The organism is Vibrio sp. A8-1 (assembly GCF_013048685.1).
Lineage (GTDB): Bacteria > Pseudomonadota > Gammaproteobacteria > Enterobacterales > Vibrionaceae > Vibrio > Vibrio metschnikovii.
This window is the reverse complement of sequence record NZ_VHTC01000051.1, coordinates 1-11,863: the sequence shown is the minus strand read 5'-3', so window position 1 is coordinate 11,863 and position 11,863 is coordinate 1. Positions and strand designations below refer to the sequence as shown.

At 42.6% G+C, this 11,863-nt stretch carries 14 protein-coding genes; 4 read left to right on the top strand and 10 right to left on the bottom strand.

Annotated features, from left to right (window positions below; translation table 11 throughout):
- Positions 1-811: 811 nt before the first annotated feature.
- From FKN93_RS16300 to FKN93_RS16265, 6 genes are all read right to left on the bottom strand, one after another.
- A complete protein-coding gene (locus FKN93_RS16300; protein WP_170905657.1) occupies positions 812-1,267 on the bottom strand; it encodes a hypothetical protein in 456 nt (151 codons plus the stop codon).
- A gap of 833 nt (positions 1,268-2,100) precedes the next feature.
- The gene (locus FKN93_RS16290; RefSeq protein WP_000221356.1) at positions 2,101-2,388 is read right to left on the bottom strand and encodes a type II toxin-antitoxin system RelE/ParE family toxin; all 288 of its coding nucleotides are present in this window, start codon (positions 2,386-2,388) and stop codon (positions 2,101-2,103) included.
- Complete coding sequence (locus FKN93_RS16285) at positions 2,378-2,629, bottom strand: type II toxin-antitoxin system Phd/YefM family antitoxin (RefSeq protein ID WP_001250181.1); 252 nt, start codon at positions 2,627-2,629, stop codon at positions 2,378-2,380. The genes FKN93_RS16290 and FKN93_RS16285 overlap by 11 nt, the downstream gene beginning before the upstream one ends.
- A 59-nt stretch (positions 2,630-2,688) precedes the next feature.
- The gene (locus FKN93_RS18145; protein ID WP_170905658.1) at positions 2,689-2,847 is read right to left on the bottom strand and encodes a DUF3265 domain-containing protein; all 159 of its coding nucleotides are present in this window, start codon (positions 2,845-2,847) and stop codon (positions 2,689-2,691) included.
- Entirely contained in the window at positions 2,843-3,088 is a 246-nt protein-coding gene (locus tag FKN93_RS16275; protein WP_170905656.1) for a Rho-binding antiterminator, read from the bottom strand. Before FKN93_RS16275 ends, FKN93_RS18145 begins: the two co-directional genes overlap by 5 nt.
- A gap of 181 nt (positions 3,089-3,269) precedes the next feature.
- On the bottom strand, positions 3,270-3,734 hold the full coding sequence (locus FKN93_RS16265; protein WP_040903542.1) for a GNAT family N-acetyltransferase: 465 nt from the start codon (positions 3,732-3,734) through the stop codon (positions 3,270-3,272).
- A 176-nt stretch (positions 3,735-3,910) separates the two neighbouring features.
- On the opposite strand from FKN93_RS16265, the gene FKN93_RS16260 reads away from it, so the two are divergent.
- From FKN93_RS16260 to FKN93_RS16245, 4 genes are all read left to right on the top strand, one after another.
- Positions 3,911-4,531 (top strand): site-specific integrase, encoded by a 621-nt coding sequence (locus FKN93_RS16260; RefSeq protein ID WP_346009396.1) that lies wholly within the window; start codon positions 3,911-3,913, stop codon positions 4,529-4,531.
- A gap of 284 nt (positions 4,532-4,815) precedes the next feature.
- Positions 4,816-5,136 carry a helix-turn-helix transcriptional regulator gene (locus FKN93_RS16255; RefSeq protein WP_170905655.1) on the top strand — a complete coding sequence of 107 codons (321 nt, stop codon included), beginning with the start codon at positions 4,816-4,818 and terminating at the stop codon, positions 5,134-5,136.
- Complete coding sequence (locus FKN93_RS16250) at positions 5,121-5,447, top strand: HipA N-terminal domain-containing protein (RefSeq protein WP_055467268.1); 327 nt, start codon at positions 5,121-5,123, stop codon at positions 5,445-5,447. The genes FKN93_RS16255 and FKN93_RS16250 overlap by 16 nt, the downstream gene beginning before the upstream one ends.
- Positions 5,431-6,477, top strand: a complete 1,047-nt coding sequence (locus FKN93_RS16245) for a HipA domain-containing protein (protein ID WP_249374209.1) — start codon at positions 5,431-5,433, stop codon at positions 6,475-6,477. Before FKN93_RS16250 ends, FKN93_RS16245 begins: the two co-directional genes overlap by 17 nt.
- A 540-nt stretch (positions 6,478-7,017) precedes the next feature.
- Here FKN93_RS16245 and FKN93_RS16235 read toward each other — a convergent pair.
- The 4 genes from FKN93_RS16235 to FKN93_RS16220 form a co-directional block, all read right to left on the bottom strand.
- Positions 7,018-7,683, bottom strand: coding sequence for a hypothetical protein (locus FKN93_RS16235; protein WP_170905654.1), 666 nt, complete (start codon positions 7,681-7,683; stop codon positions 7,018-7,020).
- Positions 7,673-8,823, bottom strand: a protein-coding gene (locus tag FKN93_RS16230; protein ID WP_170905653.1) for an IS3 family transposase whose coding sequence is annotated in 2 segments (ribosomal slippage) — positions 7,673-8,580 and positions 8,580-8,823 — 1,152 coding nt in all. Because the reading frame shifts where the segments join, the coding sequence is not laid out codon by codon here. Before FKN93_RS16230 ends, FKN93_RS16235 begins: the two co-directional genes overlap by 11 nt.
- A 116-nt stretch (positions 8,824-8,939) precedes the next feature.
- A complete protein-coding gene (locus tag FKN93_RS16225; protein ID WP_170905652.1) occupies positions 8,940-11,246 on the bottom strand; it encodes a starch-binding protein in 2,307 nt (768 codons plus the stop codon).
- A gap of 327 nt (positions 11,247-11,573) precedes the next feature.
- Positions 11,574-11,863, bottom strand: a 290-nt coding sequence (locus FKN93_RS16220) for an RNA-guided endonuclease TnpB family protein (protein ID WP_212755189.1), incomplete at its 5' end; no start/stop codon positions are given.

Sequence of the window (11,863 nt, the reverse complement as noted above, 5' to 3'; positions counted from 1 at the left end):
AAGCATAACGCCCGCTTAAGGGGCTGACAACGCTACTACCAAGTTTCCGCATAACACCGTAACCACCAAAATCAACGCATAATAAAAATGCCACGCGTTGGAAGTCCCTCTTGAAGCGTTTGTTATGCTTTATTACTCATTGATTACATTGAACTTTTATAATGTTCATTTGTTCCGGTCACTTTAACTCAAAATGATAAACTTGCCTACTTTCAGCAATCATTGTTGCCGATAAGATCCCAAACAAGTTGAAGCGAATTAGCCTGCGGAATCAATGAACAATCGACACCAAAGAAAGAGACCTTTCAGCAACAATCGAACCTTTTGCGCACACAATTTATCAGAGCAGAGCCGGATAAAAACGCACATTCGCCGATAAACTTGCGCTAACCAAACACTGTCAGCAAGTAAGATATTCATGAGATCCCAAACATGCTGAAGCGAAATAGCCGGTGGAATCAATGAGCAAGCAACACCAAAGAAAGAGATCTTTCAGCAAAAATCGAACCTTTTGCGAGCACAATTTATCAGGGCAAAGTTACCGAAAAAGCACAAGTATCGTTCAACTTTCAATCGCCACGAAAAAGAACAATAAACTTATAATATCAATGAATTAGAATAGGAAAACTTCTAAATCAGACTAAGTTTTCCCATTAAAATTTATATATTGATTTTGCTGAGGCTCAATAAAGCATAACGCCGCATTAAGGGGCAGACAACGCGACTACCAACTTTCCGCATAACACCGTAATCACAAAAACCAATGCATAATAAAAATGCCACGCGTTGGCTGTCCCTCTTAAATGCTTTGTTAGGTATTAATAGGCACGAGCTTATACGAAACAAGTGCGCTAACTACCATAATTGTTCCTAGTAGCGTAGGTTCAAGCTTAAAAAAGGAGCTTTTAAAGCGCTCCCATTTTTTAGCTCTCTGACCATAGTGGTTGGTTAAGTCATATACTGAAATACTTTCTTTTTCTGATTTGTTAATCCAATCACGTATCGCTCGATATCGAATAACGTATTTATACCAGTATTGATGTCTCATCATTCCTTCAAGAAACCAATATAACAAAGCAGCTAGTACTGCTAAAAAAGTGATTCTTGGATCTTTGATTGTAAAAGCCAATCCAATAGCTCCTGCCCATAATGTTATGAACCAGTTTCTATTTCTGAAAATTAGGTCATCATATTTGTCGAAAGTGCCTTGTATAAGGGTCATTTCAACCTTAAGAATCTCAAGTCTATCTTTATTATCTGGTCTCATTGTTATCTCATTTAATACCTAACGCCCGCTTAAGGGGCTGACAACGCTACTACCAACTTTCCGCATAACACTGAAACCACCAAAATCAACGCACAATAAAAATGCCGCGCGTTGGAAGTCCCTCTTGAAGCGTTTGTTATGCTTTATTACTTATTGATTAAATTGAACGTTTTCAACATTTATTGGTTAAAGCCACTTTAACTCAAAATGATAAACTTGCCTACTTTCAGCAAGTATTGATGCCGATAAGATCCCAAACAAGTTGAAGCGAATTAGCCTGTGGAATCAAGGAGCAAACAACATCAAAGGAAGAGACCTTTCAGCAACAGTTGAATCTTTTGCGTACACAATTTATCAGAGCAGAGCCGGACAAAAGCGCACAAACATCGATAAACTTGCGCTAACCAAACACTTTCAGCAAGTAAGATGTTCATGAGATCCCAAACATGCTGAAGCGAAATAGCCTGTGGAATCAATGAACAAGCAACACCAAAGAAAGAGACCTTTCAGCGACAATCGAACCTTTTGCGTACACAATTTATCAGGGCAAAGTTGCCGAAAAAGCACAAGTATCGTTCAACTTTCAATCGCCACCAAAAAGAAAAATAAACTCATAATATCAATAAATTAGAATACAAAAACGTCTAAATCAGACTAAGTTTTCCCATTAAAATTTATATATTGATTTTGCTGAGGCTCAATAAAGCATAACGCCCGCTTAAGGGGCAGCCAACGCTACTACTAACTTACCGCATAACACCGTAATCACAAAAACCAACGCATAGTAAAAATGCCACGCGTTGGCTGTCCCTCTTGAAGCGTTTGTTATGCCGCTAGCTGAAGCGTGAAGCCAGCTTCTTATAAACAGCGTCTTTATCTCGTTTACCAACAGCGAGTACATAAACGACAACTTCATTATCGATGACTTCATAAGCCAAACGATAACCAGATGTACGAAGTTTGATTTTGTAAACAGAATCATAACCTCGTAATTTTGATGATGGGACGTGGGGGTTTTCTAGCCTTTCTTTAAGTTTCTTTTTAAATTGACTCTGAATCGTTGGCGCTAGCTTACTCCACTCCTTTTGGGCTGCTGGCAAAAACTTTAACTTATAAGTCATCAATATTGATTTCCACAGCTTGCGACAAATCACCTCGACGACTATCTACTATTTGGGAAAGCTCATAATCATCAAGCATATCCATCAGATACTCGTAAGTTTCAGCCGGTACAAGGTAAGCTGCGGGTTTGTTGTGGTTAAGGATCGCAATAGCTGAACCATCTGCCTCGTTCAAAAGAGCAGTTGGATTTTTCTTTAACTCTGAAATACTGGCAGAGCAATTCGCTAATACCTGTCTCATAACTTCACCATATAAGTATTAAAATCAGACCTAATTTTAGACCTTAATTTAAGTAATTGCTAGAGATTTACAAAAGAGGCATAACGCCGCGTTAAGGGGTGAATGCCGCCTAAACCAACCTTCAGCAGACCACCTTCACCACCAAAACTCACAGTAAACCAGAAATGCCACGCGGCATGAATCCCTCTTGAACGCCTTGTTAGGTGCTGGCGCTCAATTAAAGGTAACCTCTTGAAAATGTGGATTATTGAGCGATACTTTTAGCTTGGTCACTGAATCTAAAACCACTAAGATTTCAGTCCCTTCAGTTTGAAGTTTGATACATTCTTCGTTAGCTTGATTTCGAGCTGTATCTAGAGCCTTTCCACAGATTATTGAGCCCGATTTCATCGTCAGCTCCACTGGATATTTGAACAAACAAACTATCTCAATGTAGTCATAATCACTGCAACTAATCATGTTTGTATCCTTGCTGATGACCAATTTACTAACGATGATTTTAGACGTTTCACTGACCAACACCTAACGCCGCATTAAGGGGCAGCCAACGCTACTACCAACTCACCGCATAACACCGTAATCACAAAAACTAACGCATAATAAAAATGCCACGCGTTGGCTGTCCCTCTTAAATGCTTTGTTAGCTGAATTTCTCCATGACAAAGTTGCACAGCTTTTGACCGCGAACTTCTATGGTTTGTTCTTGTATCACATTGAAACCAAATCTCTCGTAAAACGGACGAGCTGTAATACTCACCTCAGAATAAAACCTAGTAATTCCTTGTAACTCACCCATTCTGAGTACATGTTCCATTAACTGTCGTCCAACTCCTTGGCCTTGATGTTCATGGTGACAAAAGAAATGATCAATTAATCCATTTTCTTGAAGATCACTATAACCAACAATTTTCCCATCAATTTCAGCAACAAAAGGTGACAGCAAGTTCATTTTTCGTTGCCAAATCTCAGAAGAAAAACCATCTGGAGCCCATGCTTCAACTTGGGCTTGCGAATAATCACGTAAGTTCACATTATGAACCGTATGATAAAAAATAGCCCATAAATCAAGCGCATCTGATTCTTGATACTTTCTAATTTCGATCATGCTGATATTTACCACCATTCAGCTAACGCTTTTTATGCGGCTTTTAGCCACCTTTCATACCCCTATCATGCAGCCTTTCCAATCACAGTTCAAATGCTAATCAATAGGTTAATGAACGGTGTTGGGTATTAGATTGCAAAATGACGCATAATTTTTAAAAAGCTTACTTCGACAGTATCGGCCTGGCCATTAACCCGGTCCAGAATATTCGTAAGCCCTCCCCGCCTTCTGGCCGGGAACGACGCTTAACCGAGGAAGAAGAGCAACAGCTCCTGGAAGCCGTTGAGGCGCACACCAACCCGATGCTGGCCTGGATTGTTCGTATCGCGCTGGAAACCGGTATGCGTTCCTCTGAAATCACTTCTCTGCGCCGCTCTCAGGTCGATTTGAAAAAGCGTGTGGTTTTCCTGGTCGAAACCAAAAACACCATGCCGAGAACCGTTCCGCTTTCTCTCCTGGCGTTAGAATCCTTTAAGCAGGCAATTAATAATCCGGTACGGCCCATTGATACCGACCTGATTTTCTTTGGAGAACCAGGCAAAGACGGCAAGCGACGCCCGTATAACTTCAACAAGGTATGGATGAAGATCAAAGCCAAGATTGGCCTGAAGGATTTTAAATTCCACGACCTGCGCCACGAGAGCGTCAGCCGTTTAGTGGAAGGCGGATTAAGTGATCAGCAAGTCGCCGCCATCAGCGGCCATAAATCGATGCAGATGCTACGCCGCTACACGCACCTAAGAGCCGAAGACCTGGTTGAAGAACTGGACGCAATTGCCAAAGGGAAAAAGGTTTAGCCAACTCTGCCCCTCAAGTGTCAATGAAATGAGGCTTGTGCCGATGTAACCTGGCTGTGAGCAATGGTCAGGACGGGTTTATTGACACTTGGGGGGCCAGAAGTACAGATGAGCTGAGCTAAAGGAATTGCATAGCACTAAAGGTTCGTACATGAGCCATTTTCCAACCTGAAGAAACCCAAAGTTCATTAATGACATTAAAGCGGTTTACATGGGCTATTTTTGAGCTTATATTTAAATAAAACCGTTATATGGTTCATATTTGACACATCAGAGGCAATGCTATGAATCCTAAAGTGCTACAACTTCGCAATCTCACCAGTAAGCTTGAGTCCGAAATTCACGAAGTTTTCGAAGAGATGCTTAGCAACGTTGAAGCCTCAAGCAACCGTCCTATTTCAAGCTACTCAATTTACGAGACCAACACTCTGATTGATGATATGCAATCACGCAAGAAGAGTATCTCATTAGAAGACCTTGAATTGCAGACGGATATTTCTAAATCAACGATAAAACGAATGCTTAAAGACCCAAGTAAAACTTCGCTGGATAACTTTTTAGCCGTTGCTAATGAACTCGGAATGAAAATATGGATCGAAAAGTAAAAGTTCTTTTGTACGGCAAGTTTTGCGGTGTTTTGTCTCAAAACGAACAAGGTTATCTATTCGAATATGAACCTGGTTATCGAGGCCGGAGCTTATCGCTGAGTATGCCTGTCGCCGATGGGCCATTTGAGAGTAAAGAGCTGCATCCTTTTTTCCTCAGCCTTGCCCCCGAAGGATGGCTGAAGAAACGCTACTCAGAACTACAAAAAATTGATGAAAACGATCCGCTGGGTATGCTGCTGTCCAACGGCAAAAATTTACTTGGTGCAGTCCAACTGTTGAGGTTAGAAGACCATGTATCCGAGCAATAAAAGCCTAATTAGCCTCGATGAGCTCAATGAACAAAATAGAGAACAAGTCGAGTATAAAAAAGGGGAGATCAAAACCCTACTAGGTTCGAATAGATTTCAGATCCAATTGCCTTTTTCGCGCGCTGAATTTGTTACTGAATTGCCAAAGAAACAAAAAGGCATGAGTATTTCCGGTTATCAACCCAAGCTTTCTCTGGCGATTAATGACGATAACCAGCTAGGGGTTGTGGAGGATAAGGCGCTATTTATTCTCAAGCCTTCACCAGAAGAATTTCCTCATCTTGCCGAAAACGAACACGCAACCATGTTAGTGATGAAATTCCTTGGTTTCGATACGCCTCCCTTTGGATTAGTTCGATTTAACGCTCCGGACGGAGAAGGTGAACTCGCCTTTATGATTAGGCGCTATGACCGCTTAAACGCAGGTGAAGAAGCGATTCATCAGGAGCAACTGGATGCCGCCATGGCCGTGCGGGAAAAGTACGGGAAGACAGAAGGCGATGCCGAAGGATATGTGAGCTACGAGCAAGCCTGTAAGTTCTTAATTCAAAAAGTAGACGGCAGCTTAAACTTTAAGAAAGAGCTATTTAACCGAATACTCGTCGCCTACTTTCTCGGTAATAATGACCTACACCTTAGAAATATTGGTTTGCTGCTACCGGAACAAGAGGCCACACGACTCGCGCCAATCTATGATTACGTATCTATAGCGCCCTACCCGGGATACATCGCAAACGAGATCCCATTAGCATTACCTCTTCTCGCGAGTGAAGAAGGCGATAATTTCAATACCAGTGGCTATCAATCACATAGTACCTACACCGGCTATGACTTTCTCACCTTCGCACAAAATATTGGTCTCAAGCCTAAACTGGCGACCAAAATGATCCAAGATTTGTGCGCCAAGCAAGAGGCGATTCTCGATATCTACCGTAATAGTTTCATGCTGCCAGAGCACGTTGAGAAAGTCGCAGAATGGATATTGAGTCGAGTCAACTATTTGGGCCAATTAGAGCATGTTGCTGTTTAATATATGGTTGAAGGCGGGCTAAGTGATCAGCAAGTCGCCGCCATCAGCGGCCACAAATCGATGCAGATGCTGCGCCGCTACACTCACCTCAGAGCCGAAGACCTGGTTGAAGAACTAGACGCGATTGCCAGAGGAAAAAGAGTTAGCTAACACCGCCCCTTAAGTGTCAATAAAATGAGGTTTGTGCCGATTTAACCTGGCTGTACTAAATGGATAAGCCTGGTTTATTGACACTTGAGGGGCCAGTACCTACGTGCAGGGCAAGATAGTTAGCCACCATCACCACAACAACAATTCATACTGCCTAAATCATTTTTGGACAGAAATCATTTAGACTATTTAATTAAATCGTAAATCATCGAATTAGTTCTAGCTATGGTAACTTGCCTTGTCGAGTTGCCCTGTTTCACTGGTGCAGAACAGCTCAAAAGCTAATCGCATACTTAGCGAGCATAGAAGCAAACACAACTTAGAATCAAACAGCCCCAAGGGGCTGTTTTTTTATTCCCTGAGTGGGAATAATCCGTTGAATAATAAGGCTTAGTAGCGAGAAATAACCATCTCATCAAGGAGCCACTCTAAGTCTTCCTCGTATTGAGCTGGGGTTATTTTTATATAGTTTGCTTTTTGACAAACCAAACCAGCAAGCTCAGAACCAAGTATTCCGTAATTTGAGCCAAAACCTGGAACTAAGATATATCTCCCTGAACGGCGTTGTTCATTGGTGATTTTTTCAGCTCTAGTGGCTGCGATATCAAGCAAGAATAGTTTTCTTGAGTAGTTAATCCTGCTGTCTTCGATATTGTATCGTGAATTGGATATGGTGATCTGACTACCTGAAAGTAACTCTGATTCTACTCGTTCAATCTCATTTAAATCGTAGCCATCTCTTCTTAAGTTGGCGAATACATCATCTCTAGATCCGAGAACAGTTTCAAAAATTGCGTGCTCAAACTCAACAGGTGTAAGGTACTGGATATGCTGAAATTCTCGTCGAAGTCTGATTAGTATTGATTTAACTTGAATGAAGGTATGGGTGTCTGACATGGTTAGCATATGTTCCAGATCGCCTCTTAATGAAGCGTAGTAACCTGCCCCGTCCAAGTATTCGATAAACTTCGCATCAGGGTATTTTTCTTTTGTGAATTGTCTAGATGATGAGGTTTGATCTGCTCCAGTTAGACTGGACACCGCATTAAGCGACATATTGTTTTTCAAAGTTAATTGGGCTTAGATACCCAAGAGCACTGTGCCTTCTTGTTCGATTATAATCAACTTCGATATATTCAAAAAGCGCTTGGCGCATCTCTTCTCGCGTCATTATCGGCTCGTATTGGATGGCTTCTACTTTCAATGAGTGGAAAAAGCTTTCAACACAGGCGTTATCCCAGCAATTTCCCTTCCTACTCATACTTTGTTTTAGGTTATGGGCTGAGATTAACTCTCTGTAGTCTTTTGAACAATATTGACTGCCTCTATCACTATGGATAATCACCCCTTCGGGCATGCCTCTACGGAACAATGCCATTGATAGCGCATCACAGACCAGAGTCGCGGTCATTCTGGTGTTCATTGACCAACCAACGACTTGCCGTGAGTACAAGTCGATAACAACCGCTAAATACATCCAACCTTCGCTTGTCGCTAGATAGGTAATATCTCCAGCCCATTTTTGGTTCGGTGCTGTCGCATTAAAGTCTTGCTCAAGCAAATTCGGGGCAATAGGAAGCCTATGCTTGCTGTCTGTCGTACATTTGAACTTACGGGCGGCCTTCGCGACTAAGCTCTGGCGCTTCATGCTCGCGGCAATGGTTTTTACATCGTGCTTATTACCATTTGCCTCAAGTTCTTTTTGAATACGCCTTGCGCCGTCGCGTTCCTTTTTATCATCAAAGACTTCTCGAACTTTGCTATCAAGCTGCTTTCGGTGCTCGTTGCGTTGAGTGACTTTATGGCGATTATCAATCCAATAATAAAACCCACTTCGAGAAACCCCAAACACCTTAGCCATACGGACAATCCTATATTGCATCAGGTGTTCGAGCATAAACTCATAGCAATCTACTTTAGATTTTTCGCGAAGTAGGTGGCGGCCTTTTTTACGATATCTAGCTCTTCAGCTTGCTCAGCCAATAATCGTTTGAGTTTGGCATTCTCAGTGGCGAGTTCTCTTTCTCTATCGCTGATTTTCGCGTCTTTTTTGACGGTTTTACGCCATCCATAGATTTGAGATTCATATAACGATAGCTGTCGTGCAGCAGCAGCGACACCGACTTTGTCTGCTAACTTAAGCGCTTCAGCTTTGAATTCAGGAGTATGTTTGATTCGTGTTTTCTTAGTTGTCATTGTTCACCTCGTTAGTGATTATACTCACTTAACTCAGTGTCCAAAACTACTGGTGCGGATCATTGGTTGTAAGAGGTGAAAATCGGTACAGTCTTCAGACTGTACCGATAAGGTTATTAGTGTTGTGTCACACTGATGGCTTTTGTACTGCTATTGAAATGAATCTGATAGGTGGCGTAGTCGCCGACTTGATAATCCGTACTTGGGTAGGATTCTGTCCACGAACCATCATCAATTTTAAACCTTGCGGGTGACTCTTCACCATTGAAGGTTTGGGTTGTTGTGTAAAGGCCGGTTTGCTCATTGTAATCCAATGCGGCTAATCCCCATCCGTTTGCTGTTCCTCGGAAGTACCAAGTTTCATTTCCACCATTTGTGTTGCTGGTGCACTGGGAGAGATCTTTCCATTCACCATTGGCATAACAAAGGTTTGGTGCTGAAACATTCATATCGAGTGTTTGGCGGCTGCCTTGATCACTGAAAATGACTTTCAAGCTAGTGAGGTTAGTACCAAAGTCATAGCAATATTGACCATTTTGTTGAGTCATTGCTTGCCCTGGCCAAGTTGCGTTAGCAATAGGCGTTGCTGCATCCACATTCCAGAAGTAGAGGTAAGGTTGAGAGAAACCTTGCTGATTGTCATAACAGATTTGGGTGGCATTATCGTTATCATTATCCTCTTCTGTGATTAGGGTAAACCCACAGTCGGCTAAAGATTTCCAGCTACCATCGCTATAACACGTTCCAGTAGTGGTGGTGAGATCGTTACTCTTATTGGCACCTTGATTTGAAAAAATCACATTCACACTTGAAAGCTCAGTTTCAACATCATGGCAATAGAAATCACCATTTGCCGTCATGGTAACGCCAGGCCAAGTGGCGTTTGTGAGTGAGCCTGCTGGTTGTGCTCCCCAGTAGTAGAGTGTTGGTGAAGTGTGATTAGCGGTATTGTCGTAGCAGAGGTTGGTTGCTGTGACGGGAGTTGCTGGTTTTTTATCGCTATCACTATCACTATCACAATCGGTGCAGGTTTGTCCTACTTTTGCTCCGACATGAATGGCCGCCGCATTATGAGAAGCCACGGTGAAATGGGCATAACCTGAACTGTCTACACTGATGGTGGTGCCACTGCATGTTCCCGTTTGTGAGTTAAAGTCACCACTGATGATGTCGCAATATTCACCCGCTGGCATTCCGGTAGCAAAACCTTGGTTGATGCCTTTGTTGTCGTCTCGGTTAATGACAACAAAACCTAGCCCACCACGGCCAAAGGCCACTTGGTTATAGCCATCATCCCACCAGTTGGTCACGCGCCATTCTGCTGCAGTGTGATTACGAAAAGCCACCATATTGGCTACGCCGCGCCAGCGATGTTCACAAACCCAGTCTCCTCCATCAAAACCACAGGCGTTACCCGTATGTATGCCAGTTGCGGGGGGGCCTGCATCAAAATCATTGAAGTAGTAGCCTGACATGACTTTGGGGTATCCATAGGGATAGGCCAACGTAAAGACATTACCGAGGAAGTAGAGGTTACCAAAATCTTGGTGGCTGAGTACTTGTTCTGGGTTGTGACGTTCTTCATCATGGTTCGTTACAAAAGTCACCGCATCACTGTTGCCTAACCAGCCACTCCATGAACCAATCCCTTGTAAATCTTTGATTCCTCCGTGTTTAAATTTAGGGCCAAGGGTTCGAGCAAAGAAGAATTCAGTCACATCACCAATATAAGTGTATTCCCCCGGTTTTACTGGCTCATTTTCCGCTCCGATCACTTCTTGGAAAATATAAGGGGTGCCGTGTAACTTACTTTTTATCGCGGCAATATCTTCAGCAGGGATATGTTTGGCTGCATCAATACGGAATCCGGCAACGCCCATGCTGATGGCCTCATTCATGTAGTCCGCAATTTTTTGCCGCACATATTCGGAGCTGGTTTTCAGATCGTTAAGCCCGACTAAATCACAGTTTTGTACGGACCAACGATTGGAATAATTAATATCACTGGTGCAGCTATTAAAGTCATTCGTTCCATAAGGAACTTCTGGGAAATTCCGATTCCATGCTGCCATATGGTTGATGACAGCATCGAGATAAATATCCACGCCCGCTGTTTTACAGCGTTGAACCATATCTGCAAATTGCGCTCGGTTACCGCTGCGCCCTTCAAAAGAATAGCTGACAGGTTGATAGCGAGCCCACCAAGCGGGGTTATCAACACTTTTTTGAGGGGGTGAGATTTGTACGGCAGCAAATCCTTTTGGGCCCAGGAATTCTTCACATTCTTGAGCAATATCTTGCCAACCCCATTCAAATAAATGGACGAAGGCGGTTTTGGGAACGTCTTGGGCATAACTTGGTGCCCCCCCGATTAAACTCCCGAATAACATGAGCCCGGCAGACAAACTCTTGTTGAATTTCATATTCTTTCCTTAAGTTTGGAATCTTAAAATGTAAGAAAAAATGTATTGTGTCTAAAAAGACAGCAGAACTTTAGGACAGATAAAAAGGAATACATCTTTAAAGAAAGGTGATTGTGAGAATGGTCATTATTTGTACGGTGTTTGTTTTGATAGATTTAAATACAGTCACTAAATGTACACATCAAGCATGAATTGAACTACCACACCCCTAAAGGAGTGTGGATTCCTGTCGTCGGCGACATTTGCGCTCCATTACTAAAATCGAGTCGGCTTACATTGTCTCTTACAGGCGTTTAATGTGTTGGTAGTCCCTACCACCACAAATACTTAAACTGCTAACCGTAACCCCTCTATGTGGATATTGTTAGCGGCATTCAAATCCCTGTCGTTTACAGAACCGCAGTCGCATCGCCATTCACGAATAGCAAGTGACCATTTGCCCTGATATACAGCCCCACAACAAGCACACAATTTAGAGCTTGGGAACCATTGATCAATCTTAGACACTCTTCGACCATACCAAGCAGCTTTGTACTCTAGCTGCCTGACAATTTCGCCAAAGTTTGCGTCACTAATTGCTTTTGCTAGCTTTTTGTTTTTCAACATGTTTTTAACTC

Bases quoted from the DNA above. Each gene is read 5' to 3' on its own strand.
- FKN93_RS16300 (WP_170905657.1), bottom strand. From the start codon at position 1,267: ATGAGACCAGATAATAAAGATAGACTTGAGATTCTTAAGGTTGAAATG.
- FKN93_RS16255 (WP_170905655.1), top strand. From the start codon at position 4,816: ATGAATCCTAAAGTGCTACAACTTCGCAATCTCACCAGTAAGCTTGAG.
- FKN93_RS16235 (WP_170905654.1), bottom strand. From the start codon at position 7,683: ATGTCGCTTAATGCGGTGTCCAGTCTAACTGGAGCAGATCAAACCTCA.
- FKN93_RS16290 (WP_000221356.1), bottom strand. From the start codon at position 2,388: ATGACTTATAAGTTAAAGTTTTTGCCAGCAGCCCAAAAGGAGTGGAGT.
- FKN93_RS16225 (WP_170905652.1), bottom strand. From the start codon at position 11,246: ATGAAATTCAACAAGAGTTTGTCTGCCGGGCTCATGTTATTCGGGAGT.
- FKN93_RS16245 (WP_249374209.1), top strand. From the start codon at position 5,431: ATGTATCCGAGCAATAAAAGCCTAATTAGCCTCGATGAGCTCAATGAA.
- FKN93_RS16265 (WP_040903542.1), bottom strand. From the start codon at position 3,734: ATGATCGAAATTAGAAAGTATCAAGAATCAGATGCGCTTGATTTATGG.
- FKN93_RS16285 (WP_001250181.1), bottom strand. From the start codon at position 2,629: ATGAGACAGGTATTAGCGAATTGCTCTGCCAGTATTTCAGAGTTAAAG.
- FKN93_RS16275 (WP_170905656.1), bottom strand. From the start codon at position 3,088: ATGATTAGTTGCAGTGATTATGACTACATTGAGATAGTTTGTTTGTTC.
- FKN93_RS16250 (WP_055467268.1), top strand. From the start codon at position 5,121: ATGGATCGAAAAGTAAAAGTTCTTTTGTACGGCAAGTTTTGCGGTGTT.